At 68.3% G+C, this 20,299-nt stretch carries 17 protein-coding genes; 12 read left to right on the forward strand and 5 right to left on the reverse strand.

Annotated features, from left to right (window positions below; all coding sequences use genetic code 11):
- Positions 1-89: 89 nt before the first annotated feature.
- The 3 genes from yejK to EC839_RS21325 form a co-directional block, all read right to left on the reverse strand.
- The gene (yejK, locus tag EC839_RS21315) at positions 90-1,097 is read right to left on the reverse strand and encodes a nucleoid-associated protein YejK (RefSeq protein WP_007162557.1); all 1,008 of its coding nucleotides are present in this window, start codon (positions 1,095-1,097) and stop codon (positions 90-92) included.
- Positions 1,098-1,175: 78 nt separating this feature from the next.
- Positions 1,176-2,051, reverse strand: a complete 876-nt coding sequence (locus tag EC839_RS21320) for a GntR family transcriptional regulator (protein WP_007162556.1) — start codon at positions 2,049-2,051, stop codon at positions 1,176-1,178.
- 90 nt (positions 2,052-2,141) lie between these two features.
- Positions 2,142-3,596, reverse strand: coding sequence for an amino acid permease (locus tag EC839_RS21325; RefSeq protein ID WP_007162555.1), 1,455 nt, complete (start codon positions 3,594-3,596; stop codon positions 2,142-2,144).
- Positions 3,597-3,814: 218 nt separating this feature from the next.
- Here EC839_RS21325 and EC839_RS21330 point away from each other — a divergent pair, with 218 nt between their 5' ends.
- Both EC839_RS21330 and EC839_RS24245 read left to right on the forward strand, forming a co-directional pair.
- Complete coding sequence (locus tag EC839_RS21330; protein WP_007162554.1) at positions 3,815-4,858, forward strand: GlxA family transcriptional regulator; 1,044 nt, start codon at positions 3,815-3,817, stop codon at positions 4,856-4,858.
- A 173-nt stretch (positions 4,859-5,031) separates the two neighbouring features.
- The gene (locus tag EC839_RS24245; RefSeq protein ID WP_007162553.1) at positions 5,032-5,187 is read left to right on the forward strand and encodes a hypothetical protein; all 156 of its coding nucleotides are present in this window, start codon (positions 5,032-5,034) and stop codon (positions 5,185-5,187) included.
- A gap of 77 nt (positions 5,188-5,264) precedes the next feature.
- On the opposite strand, the gene EC839_RS21335 is transcribed toward EC839_RS24245, so the two are convergent.
- Positions 5,265-6,164, reverse strand: a complete 900-nt coding sequence (locus EC839_RS21335) for a DMT family transporter (RefSeq protein WP_007162552.1) — start codon at positions 6,162-6,164, stop codon at positions 5,265-5,267.
- 97 nt (positions 6,165-6,261) lie between these two features.
- On the opposite strand from EC839_RS21335, the gene EC839_RS21340 reads away from it, so the two are divergent.
- From EC839_RS21340 to EC839_RS21380, 9 genes are all read left to right on the forward strand, one after another.
- Positions 6,262-7,122 (forward strand): LysR family transcriptional regulator, encoded by an 861-nt coding sequence (locus EC839_RS21340; protein WP_007162551.1) that lies wholly within the window; start codon positions 6,262-6,264, stop codon positions 7,120-7,122.
- Between the two features lie 166 nt (positions 7,123-7,288).
- A complete protein-coding gene (locus tag EC839_RS21345) occupies positions 7,289-8,479 on the forward strand; it encodes an MFS transporter (protein ID WP_007162550.1) in 1,191 nt (396 codons plus the stop codon).
- 217 nt (positions 8,480-8,696) lie between these two features.
- Entirely contained in the window at positions 8,697-10,013 is a 1,317-nt protein-coding gene (gene ugpB / locus EC839_RS21350) for a sn-glycerol-3-phosphate ABC transporter substrate-binding protein UgpB (protein WP_037006855.1), read from the forward strand.
- Positions 10,014-10,088: 75 nt separating this feature from the next.
- Positions 10,089-10,976, forward strand: a complete 888-nt coding sequence (ugpA, locus tag EC839_RS21355; RefSeq protein ID WP_007162548.1) for a sn-glycerol-3-phosphate ABC transporter permease UgpA — start codon at positions 10,089-10,091, stop codon at positions 10,974-10,976.
- Positions 10,973-11,818: a sn-glycerol-3-phosphate ABC transporter permease UgpE gene (ugpE, locus tag EC839_RS21360; RefSeq protein ID WP_007162547.1), complete on the forward strand. Its 846-nt coding sequence runs from the start codon at positions 10,973-10,975 to the stop codon at positions 11,816-11,818. Before ugpA ends, ugpE begins: the two co-directional genes overlap by 4 nt.
- Before the next feature lie 2 nt (positions 11,819-11,820).
- On the forward strand, positions 11,821-12,903 hold the full coding sequence (locus EC839_RS21365) for a sn-glycerol-3-phosphate import ATP-binding protein UgpC (protein WP_007162546.1): 1,083 nt from the start codon (positions 11,821-11,823) through the stop codon (positions 12,901-12,903).
- 194 nt (positions 12,904-13,097) lie between these two features.
- The gene (gene sbcD, locus EC839_RS21370; protein ID WP_039976370.1) at positions 13,098-14,303 is read left to right on the forward strand and encodes an exonuclease subunit SbcD; all 1,206 of its coding nucleotides are present in this window, start codon (positions 13,098-13,100) and stop codon (positions 14,301-14,303) included.
- 100 nt (positions 14,304-14,403) lie between these two features.
- Positions 14,404-15,243 carry an SRPBCC family protein gene (locus EC839_RS21375; RefSeq protein ID WP_007162544.1) on the forward strand — a complete coding sequence of 280 codons (840 nt, stop codon included), beginning with the start codon at positions 14,404-14,406 and terminating at the stop codon, positions 15,241-15,243.
- Entirely contained in the window at positions 15,243-16,418 is a 1,176-nt protein-coding gene (locus tag EC839_RS21380) for a zinc-dependent alcohol dehydrogenase (protein ID WP_007162543.1), read from the forward strand. The genes EC839_RS21375 and EC839_RS21380 overlap by 1 nt, the downstream gene beginning before the upstream one ends.
- A gap of 43 nt (positions 16,419-16,461) precedes the next feature.
- On the opposite strand, the gene EC839_RS24250 is transcribed toward EC839_RS21380, so the two are convergent.
- Positions 16,462-16,599, reverse strand: coding sequence for a hypothetical protein (locus tag EC839_RS24250; RefSeq protein ID WP_155951402.1), 138 nt, complete (start codon positions 16,597-16,599; stop codon positions 16,462-16,464).
- 172 nt (positions 16,600-16,771) lie between these two features.
- On the opposite strand from EC839_RS24250, the gene EC839_RS21385 reads away from it, so the two are divergent.
- On the forward strand, positions 16,772-20,197 hold the full coding sequence (locus EC839_RS21385; RefSeq protein WP_007162541.1) for an AAA family ATPase: 3,426 nt from the start codon (positions 16,772-16,774) through the stop codon (positions 20,195-20,197).
- Positions 20,198-20,299 lie beyond the last annotated feature (102 nt).

The following is a 20,299-nucleotide window of genomic DNA, read 5'->3' on the forward strand; positions in this document are numbered from 1 at the left end:
GAGGAAGCGGAGTTTACGAGCGGTAAATGAGCATTCCGAAGCCTTTTTCAACGAAGCATCACCGAGCGCAGGCATTTTTCGTACAGAACCTAGTCCTTGCGCCGCTTGAGCTGGTCCTTCAGTTGGGTCGGCACCTCGCGAATGATCAGCACATCCTGGCCTTCGTCGTATTCGATGCGCGAGCCCAGCAGGTGCGCCTCGAAGCTGATCGATAAGCCTTCGGCGCGACCGGTGAAGCGGCGGAATTGGTTGAGGGTGCGCTTGTCCGCCGGGATCTCCGGCGCCAGGCCGTAATCCTTGTTGCGGATGTAGTCGTAGAAGGCGCGTGGCGCCTCGTCGTCCATCAACTCGGAGAGGGCATCCAGGGCCATGGGCTCACCGCGCTTGGCCTGGCTGCTGGCGTAGTCCACCAGGGTGTCGGTCTTTTCCTTGGCGGCCTCTTCCGGCAGGTCCTCGCTCTCCACATAGTCGCTGAAGGCCTTGAGCAGGGTACGGGTCTCGCCCTTGGCGTCGACGCCTTCCTGGCAACCGATGAAGTCGCGGAAGTAGTCCGAGACCTTCTTGCCGCCCTTGCCACGGATAAAGGAGATGTACTGGCGCGACTGCTTGTTGTTGCGCCACTCGGACAGGTTGATGCGCGCCGCCAGGTGCAGCTGGCCCAGGTCCAGGTGCTTGGCCGGCGCCACTTCCAGCTTTTCGGTGACGGTCACCCCCTCGCTGTGGTGCAGCAGGGCGATGCTCAGGTAGTCGGTCATGCCCTGCTGGTACTGGGCGAACAGCACATGGCCGCCGGTGGAGAGGTTGCTGCTCTCCATCAGGCCCTTGAGATGCTCCACTGCCTGGCGACTGAAGGCGACGAAATCCTGTTCGCCTTCCAGATAGGCATGCAGCCAGCCACTGAAGGGATAGGCGCCGGATTCTTCGTGGAACAGGCCCCAGGCCTTGTTGGGCTTGGCGTTGTAGCTGTCGTTGAGATCGGCCAGCAGATTCTCGATGGCCTGGGAGTCGGCCAGTTCGGCGTCCCGCGCGTGCAGGGTCGCGGGCTGGCCGTCGGGCTTCTTGTCGATCAGATGGACGATGGCGTGACGGATCGGCATGGCGGACTCGGGTAACGGGAAAAGTCGATCAGTCTAACGCTCCCGCGCCCTGACGGGCAGGCCCCTGGCGCCGCAGGCTCAGCGCGCCGGCGCCGTCTGCTTTTCCTGCAGCGCATTGCCCAGGTGCCGGGTCATGAAGACCGCGGCCTCTTCACGGCGGTCCACCAGCAGCAGATCGATCAGCTGCAAGTGCTCCTGGCAGCGGCGCTGGGCCTGCTCGCGATCCACCGACTTCTGGTATTCGATCAGCCGGCGCAGGCGATTGAGCCGGCGCAGCGCATCGAGGATGAAGGCATTGCCCGAGCAGCGGGCGATGGTCTCGTGCAGGCGGGTGTTGGCGTCGAAGATCTCCGCCGGCGAAGCCTCGAACACCCGGCCCGCGGCCAGCAGCGCCTGCTCGTCGCGGCAGCGCCGCAAGGCCTCGGCATCCAGGGTGAAGTCGGCTTCACGGATGCCGGCCGGTTCCAGCAGCAGGCGAAAGCGGTAGCTCTGGGCATAGGCATCGGGCGAGGTGAGGCCTTCGACGAAACTCCAGCCGTAGCCCGGCAGGCGCTCGGCCCAGCCTTCCTGGACGATGCGCCTCAAGATGTCGGCCAGTTGCCCGCGGGTGACCTGGTAGCGGCGGATCAGCTCGTTTTCCGTGACCTTGAGCGGCAACTCGCCCTCGATGCGATCGCGGGCGATGGTCAGGTACAGCCGCTCGCTGGCGGAGACCTCTTCGCGCGCCTGGGGCGTGGCGTCCAGGGCCGCGGCGGCCACGGCGAAGCCGCCCTCGGGATGCCGCGCCAGCAGGCTCCGGTCGGCCATCTGCTGCAGGGCGCTGCGCACCGGCGAACGCGACACCCGCAGGCGTTCGGCCAGGGCGCGCTCGGGCAGCCGGGTGCCCACCGGCAGCTGGTGCGAGGCGATGTAGGTGAGGATGTCGGGAATCAGTTGGGAGGCGAGGGTGCCCATGGCAGCGCCGGCGAATCGACCGTAAAGGTCAGGATGCTAGCACGGGACCCGCCGGGCGCAGCCGGCGCGGCGGGTTTCGCGGAGGGTCGTTCAGTCGCCGCTCGGGCTGACATCCATGTCCTTGAGCTTTACCAGCCGGCTGCGGTGCTTGAGACGATAGCCGAGCCAGACGGCGAGAAACAGTGGCAGGCTGATATAGGTGGCGGCCAGACCCAGCCAGTCCACGCCGTTCGGTCCGAACAGGGCGGCATAGTTCTGCCCCAGGGTGATCACCAGGCAGAGGGCGAAGGCCAGCAGCGGTCCGAAGGGAAACAGCTTGGCGCGATAGGGCAGGTCTTCCAGGCGGCGACCCTGGGCCAGGTAGCCCTGGCGGAAGCGATAGTGGGACACGGCGATGCCCAGCCAGGCGATGAAGCCGCACATGCCCGAGGTGTTGAGCAGCCAGCCATAGAGCGCCTTGTCGCCCACCAGGGAGGTGAAGAAGCACAGGGCGCCCACCGCGGTGGTGGCGAGCAGAGCGTTGCGCGGCACGCCATTGCGCGCGACGCGGGCGAACAGGCGCGGCGCCTTGCCCTGCTCGGCCAGGCTGTGCAGCATCCGCGTCGAGGCATACATGCCCGAGGTGCCGGCGGAGAGCACCGCCGAAAGGATCACCGCGTTCATCAGACTGGCGGCGAAGGCCAGGCCGGCGCGCTCGAACAGCAGGGTGAACGGCGAGACGGAGACGTCGGTGGCGTCGTTCTGCAGGAGTCGCGGATCGGTGTAGGGGATCAGCATGCCGATGACGAAGATCGCCAGCACATAGAACATCAGGATGCGCCAGAACACCTGGCGAATGGCGATGGGCACGTTCTTGCGCGGATTTTCCGACTCGCCGGCGGCGATGCCGATCAGCTCGGTGCCCTGGAAGGAGAAGCCGGCGATCATGGCCACCCCGACCATGGCCTGCAGACCGCCGACGAAGGGCGCCTCGCCCTGGGTGAAGATGGTCAGCCCCGGCGGCTCGATGCCGCTGAAGATGCCGAGGATGGCGGCCAGGCCCAGGCCGATGAAGACCACCACGGTGGTCACCTTGATCAGCGCGAACCAGAATTCGCTCTCGCCGAAGCCGCGCACCGATACCGCATTGAGCAGGAACATCAGGCCGAGAAACAGCGCGCTCCAGAGCAGCCCCGGCACCTCGGGAAACCAGAAGCCCATCACCAGCTGCGCCGCCACCAGCTCGGCGGCGATGGTCACCGCCCAGTTGTACCAGTAGTTCCAGCCAAGGGCGAAGCCGAAGCCGTCTTCGACGAAACGACTGCCATAGATGGAGAAGGAACCCGACACCGGCTGGTAGGCGGCCATCTCGCCGAGACTGGTCATGAGGAAATAGACCATCAGGCCGATCAGCGCATAGGCCGCCAGGGCGCCGCCCGGACCGGCGGTGGCCACGGTGGCGCCGGAGGCGACGAACAGGCCGGTGCCGATGGAGCCGCCGATGGCGATCATGTTGAGGTGACGGGGCTTGAGCCGGCGCTGCAGACTCGGAGAGGCGGTGGACATGGGGTTTCCAGCTGGCAGTTGAAGGGGCCGGACGTTGGCTCTGGCGGCCATTCACGGTCATGGGGCGCAGGGCGGTGCACCCACCGGCTGCGGCGACCTGCACGGGCAGGTGGCAAAAAAGCGGCGAAGCTTAGCAGGCTAAGGGCGTCAGGTGGGATGGCGGTCGTCGGTGCGCCGCTGTCGCAGTCCGATCATCGCCGGGCCGCGCTTCGGCTAGCATGACCCAGGGTCCCAGCAGGCAGCGCAGCGTGATCGATTCCAGAACCTTTGGCAGCGGTATCCAGGGCAAGAACTACCTGCAATTGCAGTCGATGCGACCGCGGCCGGAATTTTCCCGGCTGGTCGGCTTCATCCTGCTCGATCACTTTTCCCTGCCGTCCTTTACCCAGGCGCTGGATACCCTGGTCACCGCCAACCTGCTGGCCGCCGGCACCTTCGCCACCCGCACCTACAGCCCGACCGGCGCCGAGGTACTCAGTGACCTCGGCATCGTCATCCGCCCGGACGGCGACTACCGTGCGGCGGAGGGCGCCCGCTTCGACCTGCTGGTGGTCTGCGGCGGCCTGCGGACGCCGCTGGAACTGGATCCACGGCTCAAGGCGCTGCTGCTGCGCGTGGCCCGGCAGCAGGTGACCCTCTGCGGCCTGTGGAACGGCGCCTGGCAACTGGGCCAGGCCGGGCTGCTGGACGGCTATCGCTGCGCCATCCATCCCGAACAGCGCAGCGCCTTCAGCGAACGGGTGCGCGGGTGCAAGACCTCGGCGGAAAGCCATGTGCTGGATCGCGATCGGCTCACCGCGGCCAGTCCCAGTGGTGCCTTCCACCTCTTTCTCGAATGGATCGGCGCCCAGTGCGGGAGCGCCCTGGCCGATGGCCTGGTCAACATCCTGGCCTTCGAGGAATCGCGCTTTCGCCAGGTCAATCCGACGCTCAAGGTGCAGATGACCCCGCCGCTGCGCGAGGTGGTGACCCTGATGGAGGCCAACATCGAGGAGCCCCTCACCATTGAGCAGCTGTGCGACTACGCCGGCCGCTCGCGGCGCCAGGTCGAGCGACTGTTTCGCGAGCAGCTCGACACCGCGCCCATGCGCTATTACCTGGAGTTGCGCATCACCGAGGGGCGCCGGCTGCTGCAGCATTCCACCCTGTCGGTGCTGGAGGTAGCGGTGGCCTGCGGCTTCACCTCGGTCACCCACTTCAGCAAGAGGTATTCGGCCTACTTCGGCTATCCGCCGTCCAAGGAGCGGCGGCTCAAGTACTAGACTGCAGCAGGCCCGCAGCACGCGCGCGGAGCGGCCGGAAGGGCCCGCCTCAGAGCGTTTCGTCGGCGTACCGGAACGGCTCCGCGCCGTCTCGCTCGAAACTTCACCCCGGGCATCTCGGCCTGCGTGCTGCGGCGAAGGGGGCTGACTGTCCTATCGAGCGAGGAAATGCCATGACCGATCCACGTAACGTCGCCCACGACAAGAAAGTGCAGCAGGAAAAGAAGCATCAGGGCGAGGACATCGCGCCCGATGCCGAGCACGCGCCGCAACCGGGCAAGAAACCCGCGCTCAAGGACCACGACGAGCAGGCCGACGACAAGGCCTGACCGCCCGCCCGCCGGCCTCGCCACGCGAGGCCTTCGCCGATGCTGACGACCGTCGGCATCGCACCCTCCTCAGAGAGTCACCCGCCCAGCGCCGGCTCCGGTTGCCGGGTCCGCTCCGCCGCATTCAGGCACAGCAATCCCGCCAGGGCGAACAGCAGGCCGAGCAGCATGCCCGGCGCCAGGGGTTCGTCGAAGCAGGCCCAGGCCCAGAGCAGTGCCACCGGCGGACTCAGGTAGAGCGCGCCACTCACCGCCTGCGGGCTGCCCTGACGCAGGCACAGCCAGTAGAGGCCGAAGCCGAGCAGGGTCGGGATCAGCAGCCAGAGCACCGCCAGGGCGAAGCCGAGGGTCAGCGGTGGCGTCAGCGGGCCTTCCACCCCGGCCACCCCCAGCATCACCAGACTGCTGGCCGCGAGCTGGATGAACAGCTGCGTCCGCAGCGCCAGTCGACTCGGCGGCAGGCGACTCTGCACCAGGGTCGCCAGCGCCAGGGCCAGGGCACTGCCCAGGGGCAAGGCATAGGCCCAGGCGGGGGCCACGCCCAAACCCAGTCCCGCGCCGGTGGCCAGCAGGACGCCCGTCAGGCCCAGGCCCAGGCCGAGCCACTGGCGGCCGTTGGTGCGCTGGCCCGGCAGCAGGCAGCAGCCCAGCGCCACCAGCAGCGGCGACAGATCCGACAGCAGCGCCGCCAGCCCGGGTGAGACGCCCAGTTCGATGGCCTTGGCCGCCGGTCCTACCGCGCCGGCAAAGGCCAGCACGCCGATGCCCGCCTGCTGACCGATGATCTTCAGCGGCAAGCGCCGCACCTCGGCCCAGGCGAAGGGCAGCAGCAGGAGGGCGGCCAGCAGCAGGCGCCAGCAGGTCACCAGCAGGGTAGGGGCCTGGTCCGCGGCATAGCGATAGCCGACGAAACCGGCGCTCCAGCAGAGCACCAGGGCGAGTTGGCGCAGCAGGGGGGAAGACAGGATGGCAGGCATGAGCGGACTCCAGCTGACGGGATGCCTTGAGCCTGGCCCAGGGTGGTAATACACTCAAACGACATTATCGGTAGCTATGGTTCGATAAAAACGCATCATGCCCGCTCCCCTCGATATCGATGTTCTGCGTACCTTCCACACTATCGTGCGGCTGGGACAGTTTCGCGCCGCCTCGCTGCAGCTCAATCGTAGCCCCTCGGCGGTGAGCAGCCAGATCCGCCGGCTGGAAGAGCAGACCGGCGGCCGGCTGTTCGAGCGCGACAACCAGGCCGTGACCCTGACCCCGCTCGGACGCCGCGTGCTGCTCGAGACCGCCGACCTGTTGCAGACCCATGACCGCATCCTCGCCGGTCTCACCGGCCAGCCGGTGGTGGGGGAGGTGCGCCTGGGCGTGGCCGAGGACTATGCCGCGCGCCTGCTCAAGGCCGTCTTGCCGCGCTTGCAGGGCGAGCATCCCGGAATCGTCCTGGAGGTGCTCACCGGCAACAGCAGCCAATTGCGGCGCTGGCTCGGCCAGGGCCTGCTGGACCTGGCGCTGCTGGTGGGGCCGCCCCGCACCGACCGGGCGGACGGCCAGAGATTCGGCCATACCCAGCCGGTGTGGGTCGCCGGTCCCGGACTGCAGTTGAGCGCGGACGCCAGCGTGCCCCTGGCGCTGCACGGCGAGGGCTGCAGCTATCGCGAACTGGGCATCGACCTGCTGATCCGCCAGGGCCGGCGCTGGCATGCGGTGGTGACCAGCGCCGCCTCTTCGGCGCTGGAAGCGGCGGTCGAACTGGGGCAGGCGGTGGCCATCACCGACCGGGCACGCATGACCCCGCCGATGCGCGAACTGACGCCGGAAGAAGGCTTTCCCGCGTTGCCGGTGCACGAGTTGCGACTGGCCTCGCCACCGGGCGAGCGCAGCCCCGCCTGCGCCTCTCTGGCCGGGCTGATCGCCGAGGATTTCCGCATCTAGCCTGGCGGCCCGGGGTTTGACCGGGCCCTGGCCCAGCCACTAAGGTGGCCGCCTTGCCGCTCGACCCCTGGGCCTGCGCTCCCACCTCCGGCATGCGCGCCCCCTGTCCGCACGTCCGGTCCGCTACCGCCGCTCCTGTCCGCTGTTCTGGAATGTTTCGCCTGTCATGACTGCCTCACCCGCCATCCCCCGTCTCATCTATCTGCTGGCCCTGACCATCTTCGCGCTGACCACCGCCGAATTCATGGTGGCCGGCATGATGCCGGCGCTGGCCGCCGATCTCGGTGTCTCCCTCGGCCAGATCGGCTATCTGATCTCCTGGTACGCCCTGGGCATGGCCCTGGGCGGCCCGCCGCTGACCCTGTTGCTGCTGGCCCTGCGCCTGGCGGAAAAGTCGGCGCTGCTGTGGCTGCTGGCGCTCTATCTGGTCGGCGCCGTGGTGGCTGCGCTGGCGGTCAGCTATCCGGTGATGGCGGTGGGGAGGGTGCTCATGGGCATCGCCAGTTCCGCCAGCATCGGCCTCTGTCTGACCCTGGGCGCCAACCTGGTTACGCCGGATCGCCGCGGCCGGGCGGCCTCGCTGATCCTGTCCGGACTTATGCTGGCGCCGGTGTTCGGGGTGCCGGGTACGGTACTGATCGAGCAACTGGCCGGCTGGCGCGCCAGCTTCTGGGCGGTCGCCCTGCTGGCGGCCTGCTGCACCCTGCTGGTCGGCTTCTGCGTGCCGCGGGCGCCAGCGCGCGCGGCCGGGCAGTTGGGCGGGGAGCTGCGGACCCTGGTCAGTGGCAGACTCTGGGCGGCCTACCTCACCAGCGGCCTGATCATCGGCGCGACCTTTGCCGGCTTCAGCTACTTCTCGCCCATCCTCATCCAGGTGACGGGTTTCGCGGCCACCACCATTCCCTGGTTGCTGATGGGGTATGGCCTCGCCAACGTGCTGGGCAATCTGCTGGTGGGTCGCCTGGCCGATCGCTACACCCTCAAGGTGCAGGGTGTCGGTCTGGCGGTGCTGGCGCTGGGCTTTGCCCTCTTCGTCAGCTGCGCCGACAGCGCCGCGGCCAGTCTGCTGGCCCTGGTGCTGATCGGCCTGACCGGGGTGGCGCTCAACCCGGCCATGGTCGCCCGGGTCATGGCCGCGGCCACCCCGGGCCCGCTGGTCAACACCCTGCACACCTCGGTGATCACCGCGGGCCTGGCGGTGGGCGCCTGGGCCGGCGGCGCGGCCATCGATGCCGGTCAGGGCCTGCGCGCACCCCTGTGGGTCGGTCTGGGCATGGCGCTGCTGGGCGTGCTGAGCCTGGTGCCCAGCCTGGTGCAGCGACTGGCGCTGGCGTCATCCCCAGCGGGTCGCTGCTAGTACCTGGCAGCTGGGGCGACCTGGTCGCGTCGGGCTGCCACCGCGCGCGCCCGGGTTTCGTCGCTGAATGGCTCTACGGTGCACCTTTCAGCGGGATTGCGTGTGCGGCCTTCACTGTAGCCTGACTGTCATCTTTCCCTGGCATGTTGCCTTCCGAACACGGGAGGCGCGTTTTCGCGCTTTCGATTCCTGGACCTTCGACAAGGGCGGTACGGACATGCAGGCTTCGCTTCGTGGTATGACGTTGGGTGTGGTACTCGGGCTGCTGAGTGGTGGCCCGGTATGGGCGGCGACGCCCATTCCCTTCTGGCATTCGATGGATGCGGAGCTTGGCAAGGAGGTCGACTCCCTGGCCCAGCGCTTCAACCAGACGCACCCGGAATTCCAGGTGCAGCCGGTGTACAAGGGCAACTACGAGCAGAATCTGGCGGCTGGCATCGCGGCCTTCCGGACCGGCAAGCCGCCGGCCATTCTGCAGGTCTACGAAGTGGGCACCGCGACCATGATGGCGTCCAACGCCATCGAGCCGGTCTATCAGGTGTTCAAGGATGCGGGTGTGAAGCTGGATGAAGCGGGCTTCGTACCCACCGTCGCCAGCTACTACAGCGACGCCAAGACCGGTCAGCTGCTGTCCATGCCGTTCAACAGCTCCACCCCGGTGCTCTACTACAACAAGGCGGCCTTCAAGCAGGCCGGCCTCGATCCGGAAGCGCCACCCAAGACCTGGAAGGAGCTCGCCGACGACAGCGCCAAGCTGCGCGCCGCTGGCCTGAAGTGCGGCTATACCAGCGGCTGGCAGAGCTGGGTCCAGCTGGAAAACTTCAGCGCCTGGAACGGCCTGCCCTTCGCCAGCCAGGACAACGGCTACCTGGGCAGCGACGCGGTGCTGGAGTTCAACCAGGCGCCGCAGGTCAGGCACATCGCCCTGTTGCAGGCGATGGGCAAGCGCGGCGACTTCACCTACGTCGGTCGCAAGGACGAACCCACGGAGAAGTTCTACAACGGCGACTGCGCCATGCTGACCACCTCGTCCGGCTCGCTGGCCAACATCCGCCACTACGCCAAATTCGACTTCGGTGTGGCCATGATGCCCTATGACGGCGACCTCAAGAGCGCTCCCCAGAACGCCATCATCGGCGGCGCCAGCCTCTGGGTGTTCAAGGGCCAGGATGCGGCGGTGAAGCGCGGCGTGGCCGAATTCCTCGCCTTCCTGGCGCAGCCGGAGATCGCCGCCGAATGGCACCAGCTGACCGGCTACCTGCCGATCACCAAGGCGGCCTACGACCTGACCCGCGAGCAGGGCTTCTATACCAAGAATCCGGGGGCCGACATCGCCACCCGGCAGATGTTGAACAAGCCGCCGCTGGCCTTCACCAAGGGCCTGCGCCTGGGCAACATGCCGCAGATCCGCGCGGTGATCGACGAAGAGCTGGAAAGCGTCTGGACCGGCAAGCAGGCCCCGCAGCAGGCGCTGGATGCCGCCGTGCAGCGCGGCAACGTGCTGTTGCGCCGCTTCGAGAAATCCACCCAGTAAGCCTGGTATCCGCCCTGGCGGCGCCGGCCGATGACTGCCGGCGCCGCTCCTCTTTTCGCGACGATGCGTGCGCCCATGTCCACATCCCGTCAGGTCTTTCCCACCGGCTGGCTGCCCTATGCGCTGCTGGCACCCCAGCTGGCGATCACCGCCGTGTTCTTTCTCTGGCCCGCCGGCAAGACGCTCTGGTATTCGCTGCAGAGCGTCGATCCCTTCGGCCTGTCCAGCCAGTTCGTCGGCCTCGACAACTTCCGTCAGCTATTCCAGGACCCGCTGTATCTGGCCTCCTTCTGGACCACCCTGACCTTCAGCGCCCTGGTGACCGGCTGCGGCCTGCTGGTGTCTCTGGTGCTGGCGGCGCTGGTCGACCTGGTGGTGCGCGGCAGTCGGGTCTACCAGACCCTGCTGCTGCTGCCCTATGCGGTGGCGCCGGCCATCGCCGCGGTGCTGTGGATCTTTCTGTTCAACCCCGGTCTCGGTCTGCTCACCCTGCTGCTGGAGCGCTACGGCTATCACTGGAACCACGCCCAGAACGCCGGCCAGGCGATGTTCCTAGTGGTGCTCGCCTCGGTGTGGAAGCAGATTAGCTACAACTTCCTGTTCTTCTTCGCGGCGCTGCAAGCCATCCCGCGCTCGCTGCTGGAGGCAGCCGCCATCGACGGCGCCGGGCCGCTGCGCCGCTTCCTGCAGCTGTCGCTGCCGCTGATCGCGCCGGTCAGCTTCTTCCTGCTGGTGGTCAACCTGGTCTACGCCTTCTTCGACACCTTTCCGGTGATCGACGCCGCCACCGGCGGCGGTCCGGTGCAGGCCACCACCACGCTGATCTACAAGATCTACCGCGAGGGCTACACCGGGCTCGACCTCTCCGCCTCTGCTGCCCAGTCGGTGGTGCTGATGCTGCTGGTCATCGTGCTCACCGTGGTGCAGTTCCGCTATGTCGAACGCCGGGTACGCTATCAATGATCGAGAATCGCCGCGGACTGACGCTGCTGTGCCACCTGATGCTGGTGCTGGGCATCGGCGTCATCCTCTTTCCACTCTATGTGGCCTTCGTGGCCGCCACCCTCGATGACCGGGCGGTGTTCGCCACGCCCATGAGCCTGATCCCGGGGCGCCATCTCTGGGACAACCTCAGCCTGATCTGGACCCAGGGCGTGGGCAACAGCACCGCGCCGTTCTGGCGGTTGCTGCTCAACAGCTTCCTGATGGCGCTGGGCATCACCCTGGGCAAGCTGTCGGTGTCCATCCTCTCGGCCTTCGCCATCGTCTGGTTTCGCTTTCCACTGCGCACCCTGGCCTTCTGGCTGATCTTCATCACCCTGATGCTGCCGGTGGAGGTGCGCATCTTTCCCACCGTGGACACCATCGGCCATTTGGGAATGATGGACAGCTACGCCGGCCTGACCCTGCCGCTGATGGCCTCGGCGACCGCCACCTTCCTGTTCCGCCAGTTCTTCCTGACGCTGCCCGACGAGTTGCTGGAAGCGGCGCGCATCGATGGCGCCTCGCCGATGCGCTTCTTTCGCGACATCGTCCTGCCGCTGTCGCGGACCAACCTGGCGGCGCTGTTCGTCATCACCTTCATCTACGGCTGGAACCAGTACCTCTGGCCGCTGCTGATCGTCAGCAACCCCGATCTTGGCACCGCCGTGGCCGGTATTCGCGGCATGCTCTCGCTCGGCGAGCGGGCGCCGCAGTGGAACCAGGTGATGGCGGCCATGCTGCTCACCCTGATCCCACCGGTGGCGGTGGTGCTGGTCATGCAACGCGCCTTCGTGCGCGGTCTGGTGGATAGCGAAAAATAACCATGGCAAACCTCGAACTCAGAGCCGTCTCCAAGAGCTGGAACGGCAAGACCCAGGTCATCCAGCCGCTCGATCTTCAGGTGGCGGATGGCGAATTCATCGTGCTGGTGGGCCCTTCGGGCTGTGGCAAGTCCACCCTGCTGCGACTGGTGGCCGGGCTGGAGCGGGTCAGCGCCGGTAGCATCCACATCGGCGGGCGGGACGTCACCGCGCTGGAACCCAAGGCGCGCGGCATCGCCATGGTGTTCCAGAACTATGCTCTCTATCCGCACATGAGCGTGGCCGAGAATCTGGCCTGGGGCCTCAAGATCGCCGGTCTCGGCCGCGCCGAGATCGCCACCCGGGTCAAGGAGGCGGCGCGCATCCTGGAACTGGATGGCCTGCTCGAACGGCGGCCGCGAGAGCTGTCCGGCGGCCAGCGCCAACGGGTGGCCATGGGCCGCGCCCTGGTGCGCGATCCGGCGGTGTTTTTGTTCGACGAGCCGCTGTCCAACCTGGACGCCAAGCTGCGGGTGCAGATGCGCCTGGAGTTGCAGCAGCTGCACCAGCGACTCGCGACCACCAGCCTCTATGTCACCCACGACCAGGTGGAGGCCATGACCCTGGCCCAGCGGGTGGTGGTGATGCAGGCAGGGGGGGTCGAACAGCTCGGCACCCCGGTGGAGGTCTACGAACGCCCGGCGACGCGCTTCGTCGCCAGCTTCATCGGCAGTCCGGCAATGAATCTGCTGGACGGCCAGGTCGACGCCGCGGGCAGTCACTGCGACGTGCCGGGCGGTCTGCGGCTGCCCCTCGGGCCGGGCTATCGCCACCTGGCCGGACGCCCGGTCTGCCTGGGCATCCGGCCCGAGCACCTGCAACCCTGCAGCGACCCCGAGCAGGGGCTGCCGCTGGTGGTCCGCACCCTGGAGATCCTCGGCGCCGACAACCTGGCCCATGGGCGCTGGGGCGAGCAGGGGCTGGTGGTGCGCCTGCCGCATCAGCAGCGGCCGGCGCCGGGCCACGTCCTGCAGCTGCGCGCGCCGCAGGAGCACCTGCACCTGTTCGATGCCGCCTCCGGTCAGCGTCTAGAGGCGCGGTACTAGGCTTCAGGCACTAGGCACGCCGGTCCGGTCAGGGCGTGGGGCGGTTTCCCTCCGGCGCCCCGGAGAGGATACTGCGCCCTTTGCCGCGCTGACCGCCGATACCCATGGAAAACCTCCCGCTGTTCGATCTGCCCGCCGCCCCCGAGGAAAAACCCAAGCCCAGGCGCGCCCGCAAGGCTTCGCCCGCCAGCGGCCTGCGCCTGCTGCACACCTCCGACTGGCACCTGGGGCAGCATTTCCTCGGGCGCACCCGCGAGGCCGAGCATCGCGCCTTTCTCGCCTGGCTGGTCGACCAGGTGGCGGAGCAGGAGGTGGACGTGGTGCTGGTGGCGGGAGACATCTTCGACACCGCCACGCCGCCGAGCTACGCCCGCGAGCTGTACAACGGCTTCATCGTCGCCCTGCGCGCTACCGGCGCCAGCCTGGTGGTGCTCGGCGGCAACCATGATTCCGCCGCGGTGCTGGCCGAGTCCCGCGAATTGCTGGCCTGCCTGGACACCCGGGTGATCCCCTGCGTCAGCGCGACGCCAGCCGACCAGCTGCTGGAATTGCGTAGGCGCGACGGCGAGCTCGGCGCGCTGCTCTGCGGCATTCCCTTCGTGCGGCCGCGTGACGTGCTGCAGAGCCAGGCCGGGCAGAGCGCCGATGACAAGCGCCAGGCGCTGCAGCAGGCCATCCAGGGCCACTACGCCGAGCTCTACGCCCTGGCCGAGGCGCGCCGCGCGGAACTGGGCGCGACGCTGCCGATCATCGCCACCGGCCACCTGACCACCGTGGGCGCCAGCGCCAGCGAGTCGGTGCGGGAGATCTATGTCGGCAGTCTCGACGCCTTTCCCACCAGCGCCTTTCCGCCGGCGGACTACATCGCCCTCGGCCATATCCACCGACCCCAGCGGGTTGGCGGCCTGGAGCAGGTGCGCTACAGCGGCTCGCCGCTGTGCCTGAGTTTCGACGAGCAGCGGGACAAGGAAGTCCTGCTGGTGGAGTTCGGCAGTGCCCTGGAGCGGATCACGCCCCTGGCGGTGCCCTGTTTCCAGCCCCTGGCCGTGGTGCAGGGCAGCCTCGACACCCTGGGCGCGGCTCTGATCGAGGCAGCGGCCGATGGCAGTCCCGCGTGCCCGGTGTGGGCCGAGGTGGTGGTGGTCGGTGACGACTACCTGGCCGATCTGCAGCCGCGTATCTCGGCACTGGTGGCCAACCTGCCGCTGGAGGTGCTGCGGGTAAGGCGTGCGCGCAGCCTGGTAGCGCCTACCTTGCAGGGCAATCCGCGCGAGACCTTGGAGGAGCTCAGTCCGCTGGACGTCTTCAGCCAGCGCCTGGCCGCCGAGACCCTGGATGACGAGCTGCGCAGTCGTCTGGAAGGCCTTTACCGCGAGGTTCTCGGCGAGTTGCCGGCCTGATCGCAGCGAAACGCTTCCATCGGACCAGCTTTTTCGTCCGGAACAAGGCCCGTTTGCCCGGGGTCACCCTCTCTATGTAGCCCATACCGGAGGAGACCCCATGCACGACCTATCGCAACCCCTCGCTGCCACGCGCCACGAGCGCTCCGACAACCAGGTGCCCAATGTCCAGGGCACTGAACGCCTGGTGTCCCTGCTGGGCGGCGGCCTGCTGATCCTTGGCGGTCTGCGCCGCGGCGGCCTGACCGGCTGCGTGAAGCTGGCCCTGGGGGCCATGGCGCTCAGCCGCGGGGTCCGGCAGCGGTGCGAACTCAAGGCCGCCTTGCAGCCTTCGCCCTTCGAGCAGGCCCTGGCCGAGCGCTGGGGCTGGCGCAATCCCACCGCCATCCAGCGTAGCGTCACCATCGCCAAGCCGCGTGAAGAGGTGTTCGCCTATTGCACCGACCTGCAGCACCTGCGCGAGCTGCTGCCCTTCGTCGACCGCATCGAGCTGGGCGCCGATGGCGACAGCCACTGGCATGCCTCCGGTCCCCTGGGGCGCACCCTGAGCTGGACCCTGGAGCAGAGCGAGCGTCGCGAAAACGAATTCCTGCTGTGGAGCACCGTGCCCGGCACGGTCATGGCGCACAAGGCCAGTCTGACCTTCAGCGACGCGCCCCAGGGCCGCGGCACCCTGGTTCAGGCGGTACTGGCCTGCGAAGCCCCGGCCGGCCTGCTCGGCCATGCGGTCACCGAAGGCATCAGCCGCTTCACCGGCAAGGCGGTCAACCTGGGTCTGCGGCGCCTCAAGCAGCAACTGGAGACCGGCGAGATCGCCACCCGCGAGGTCACCCGCAGCGGTCGACCCTTGGCGCCCCCCCATCCGCCGGTGAGCCGTCCGGCCGACGAACCCCAGGCCGACCTCGACGCCGGCCTGGGCACCCAAGCGAGGACCGAATGATGCGCGCCCTGACCTGGCAAGCCCCCAACCGTCTGCAGGTGGAAACCGTCCCGGATCCGGAGATCCTCAACCCGCGTGACGCCATCGTGCGCGTCATCATGTCCTCGGTATGCGGCTCGGACCTGCATCTGCTGGGCGGCTACGTCCCGGCGATGAAGCCGGGCGACATCATCGGCCACGAATTCCTCGCCGAGATCGTCGAACTGGGCAGCGGCCTGCGCAATCAGGGCCTGGCCATCGGCGACCGGGTGGTGACGGTCTCCATCCTCGGCTGCGGTGACTGCGAGCACTGCCAGCGCGAAGACTACAACTGCTGCGACAACAGCAATCCCAAGCCCGAGCTGACCGAATTGGCCTATGGGCAGCCCTGCACCGGCATCTTCGGCTATAGCCACGCCTTCGGTGGCTATGCCGGCAGCCATGCCACCTATGTGCGGGTGCCCTATGCCGACGTCAATCTGTTCAAGGTGCCCGACGGGGTCAGCGACGCCCAGGCGGTGTTCGTTTCCGACGCCGTGCCCACCGGCTACTACGCCGCCGACATCGCCGACATTCAGCCCGGCGACACCGTGGCGGTCTGGGGCTGCGGCGGGGTCGGGCAGATGGCCATTCGCAGCGCCTACCTGCTGGGCGCCGAACGGGTCATCGCCATCGACCGCTTCAGCGATCGCCTGCAGCTGGCGGCCGAGAAGGCCGGCGCCATCGTCCTCGACTACGAGACCACCAACATCCATGAGGCGCTGCTGGAGCTGACCGGTGGCCGCGGTCCGGATCGCTGCATCGACTGCGTCGGCATGGAGGCCCATGGCACCCAGGTCGACTACGCCTACGACAAGACCAAGCAGCTGCTGCGCCTGCACACCGAGCGCGGCTCGGCGTTGCGCCAGGCCATCCGCGCCTGTCGCAAGGGTGGCACGGTCTCGGTGATCGGGGTCTATGGCGGGGTGATCGACAAATTCCCCATGGGCGCCATCGTAAACAAGGCCCTGATCCTGAGATCGGGCCAGCAGCCGGGCCAGCGCTATGTGGAGCGGCTGTTCGAACACATCCAGAAGGGCGAACTGGATCCGTCCTATCTGCTCACCCATCCGATGAGCCTGGAAGAGTCGCCCTATGGCTACGAGCTGTTCAAGTCCAAGGACAAGAACTGCATGAGGGCGGTATTCATGCCGTGAGGGGTCGCCCGGTGATCTAAGGGCTCACCGGGCTTTCCAGCACCTAGACCAGCCAGGTCGCCAGCGGCTGCCACAGCGCCGCGACCTTGTGGCCGCCACTGCAGCTGACCAGCGCCAGGGTGCCCAGGCCGACCAGCAGGGGCATGCCGAGAAAATCTAAGGGAGACAGGGGCGAGCGCACGACGAATCCTCCTGGGATACGTGGTTGCAGAGCGATACCTTGCAGTTGAGAGCGTAGGCGGGGGCAAGTTCAGCGGTGGGCACGACCACAGGTCGAGTGGTCGGTTGGCATGGGCGAGCGCGCCCAACAATGCCAGAATCGGCGGTTCGCCGAGTCGTCCTGGAAAAGCCCGATGAAGATCCTCACCCTGCGCCTGAAGAACCTCAATTCCCTCAAGGGTGAGTGGAAGATCGACTTCACCGCCGAACCCTTCGCCAGTAGCGGCCTGTTCGCCATCACCGGGCCGACCGGGGCGGGCAAGACCACCTTGCTGGACGCCATCTGCCTGGCGCTCTATCACCGCACGCCGCGCATGAGCAAGGTGGGCGGAGAGAGCAACGAACTCATGACCCGTCACACCGGCGACTGCCTCGCCGAGGTGGAATTCGCCGTGCGTGGCGAGCGCTATCGGGCCTTCTGGAGCCAGAGACGCGCCCGCGACCGCGCCGATGGGGCGCTGCAGCCGCCCAAGGTGGAACTGGCCAGGCTCGACGGCAGCATCCTCGCCGAAAAGACCGGCGACAAGCTCAGACTCACCGAAGAACTCACCGGCCTCGACTTCGAGCGCTTCACCCGTTCCATGCTCTTGGCCCAGGGGGGCTTCGCCGCCTTCCTGGAAGCCAGCGCCAGCCAGCGCGCCGAATTGCTGGAAGAGCTGACCGGGACCGCGGTGTACGGGCAGATCTCCCAGCGGGTGTTCGAACGCGCGCGCGAGGCCAAGGGCGTGCTGGAGGGCCTGCGCCAACGCGTCGCCGGGGTCGAGGTGCTGGATGACGAACGCCGTCAGGCACTGGCCGCCGAAGGCACCGGCCTGGCGCAGCGCGAAGAACGCCTGGGCGCGGACCTCAAGACCTTGCAGGTCCAGCGCCAGTGGCTGAGCGCCCTGGAGCAGGCGACGGCGGGCGAGCAGCAGGCCGCCACCCGGCTGGCTGCGGCGCAGCAGGCCTGGGACGCCGCCGAGCCGCAGCGCCAACGGCTGGCCGCGGCCGAGCCGGCGGCGCGGCTGCTGCCCATCGAACAGGCCTGGCGTGAGGCCGCGGCGCGTGAACAGCGCAGCCGGGACGAACTGGCCCAGCTCGACCAGCGGATCCAGACCCTGGCCAGCCGCCGCGACGCCGCCCTGGCCCAGGCCCTGGGCGCCAGTGGCGAACAGCTGCGCCAGGCCGAGGCGGAGCAGGCGCAGGCGCTGGATGAACAACAGCGCCTGGAGCAGAGTCTGGCCGAGCGGACCCGCCATGCCGAACTCGGCGAGCGCCTGGGCGACTGGCGCAGCCAGCTGGCCCTGCGCGACGAAAGAGCCGAGGCCCTGGCGCGCCTGACGCGCCGCCAGGAGGAACAGACCCGTCAGCTGCAGCTGCTGGCCGAGGAGCGCGAGGCCCAGCAGGGGGCGCTGACCCGTGCGCAGGCGCAGGCCGCCCAGGCCCAGACGGCGGAGCAGGCCCAGAACGAACGCTGGCAGGCCGCACTGGACGGCCGCGACGAAAAGGCCTGGCGCGCCCTCTGGCAGGCGGCGCTGGGACGGGTCAACGAGGTGGACCAGCTGGACCAACTGGTCGAGCGTAGGCGTCAGCTGCAGGCCCAGCTGGAGCGCCTGGCGCGCAGCCAGGGTGAACGCCAGCGCCAGCATGGCGAGCATCAGGTGCGCCTGGAGGCCCTGCGTGGACGCTATCGTGAAGTCGCCCAGCAGGTGCGCGAGCGCGAAAAGCTGCTCGAACAGGAAAGGGTCATCCGCAGCCTGGAAGCCCAGCGCGCCGAGTTGCAGCCCGACGAACCCTGTCCGCTGTGCGGCTCCCGCGAACACCCCGCGGTGGCCGACTATGCCGCCCTGGACGTCTCCGCCACCCAGACCGCCCTGCAGGACGCCAAGGCCGAGCTGGAGCGCCTGACCCAGGAAGGCAAGGACCTCAGCGAAGCCCTGGCGGCGCTCAAGGCGCAACTCGATCAGGCCAACGAGCAGCAGGCCGAGGCCAGTCAGCAGCTGGACCAGTTGGGCGAACTCTGGCGCCAGCGTTGCACGGCCCTGGGCGCCGATCCCGAGGCGCCCGGTGCTATCGCCGAATTGCGCCGCCGGCAGGATCAGGAACTGGCGCGCATCCAGCAGGTGCTCGCCACCCTCGATGGCCTGCGTCAGCAGGGCGAGGAGGGGCGCAACGAAGCCCAGCGCCTGGCGCGTCAGCAGGCCGATGCCGAACAGCGCCTGGCGCTGGCCGAGGCCGCCTGGGAGCGGGCGCGCCAGGCGCTGGCCGAAGGTGCCGAGGAGCTGCGTCAGGCCCAGGCACAACAGGCCAGGGCCGAGCGGCAGCTGGGCGAGGAACTGGCTGGCTGGGGCCATGAGGTCCCCGGTCGTGCCGGCGAATGGCTGGCCCAGCGCGACCAGGAGTGGCGGCTCTGGCAGGCCGACAGCCAGCGCGCTCAGGCCTTGCAGCAGCTGCACAAGGAGCTCGCCCAGCGCCTGGCCATCCTGGCCCCGCTGGTCGCGACCTGGCGCCAGCGCGCCGGCGAGGTCACCCCCGCCCCGGTAGCGCCGGAGGCCGCTACGGCCGTGCTCGCCGAGTCGACCGCGACCTGGGAAGACTGCCGCGAGCAGGGTGCGGCGCTGCAGGGCACGCACCAGGCGCTGCACGAGCGGCTGGCGGGTGAGGTGCAACTGGCCCGCGAAGCCGCCAAGCGCTGGCAGGCCGCCCTGGCCGCCAGTGCCTTCGCCGATGCCGCGGACTGGCGCGCCGCGCAACTGGACGACGACGAGCACTCCGTCCTGACCGCGGAGCGCACCCGCCTCGAGACCGCCCTGACCGAAGCCCGCGCCCTGGCAGGGGCCGCGCGGGAGCGGTACGCCGCCCTGGCTGCCGAGCCGCTCACCGAGCGCAGCGCCGCCGAGCTGGATGCCGAACTGGCCGCCGCCGGCGCCGAATTGCGCGCCCTGGGTCAGCGCCAGGGCGAGGTCAATGCCGCCCTGCGCGAAGACGAACGGCGGCGGGACGGCCTGCAGGCGCTGATCGGCGAGATCGCCGCCCAGGAGCGCGATCACGATCTCTGGCAGCATCTCAACGGCCTGATCGGCTCGGCGGATGGCGCCAAGTTCCGCAAGTTCGCCCAGGGCCTGACCCTGGACCACCTGGTGCACCTGGCCAATGGTCAGCTGATGCGCCTGCACGGTCGCTATCGACTCTTCCGGCGCCAGGCCGCCGAACTGGAATTGCAGATCCTCGACACCTGGCAGGCCGATGCCCTGCGCGACATCCGCACCCTCTCCGGCGGCGAGAGCTTCCTGGTGAGCCTGGCCCTGGCGCTGGCCCTCTCTGATCTGGTCAGCCAGCGCACCGGCATCGATTCGCTGTTTCTCGACGAAGGCTTCGGCACCCTGGATGGCGAGACCCTGGAGGTCGCCCTGGATGCCCTCGACCAGCTCAATGCCAGTGGCAAGACGATCGGCATCATCAGCCACGTGGAGGCCCTCAAGGAGCGCATCCCGGTGCAGCTCAAGGTGCGCAAGGGCGTCGGCCTGGGCCATAGCGGCCTGGAGCGGCGCTATGCGGTGGAGAAAAACGCGACCGAGTGAGTAATTTTTCCGGTGCAGTGGTCGAAGCCCAGCGCGAAGCGAAACGTCGAAACTGTTAACGTAGACGGGTTCGCCTCGTCTGCTGGCGTTATGACATCTCCT

This window comes from Pseudomonas sp. JUb52, from assembly GCF_004341115.1.
Lineage (GTDB): Bacteria > Pseudomonadota > Gammaproteobacteria > Pseudomonadales > Pseudomonadaceae > Chryseomonas > Chryseomonas oryzihabitans.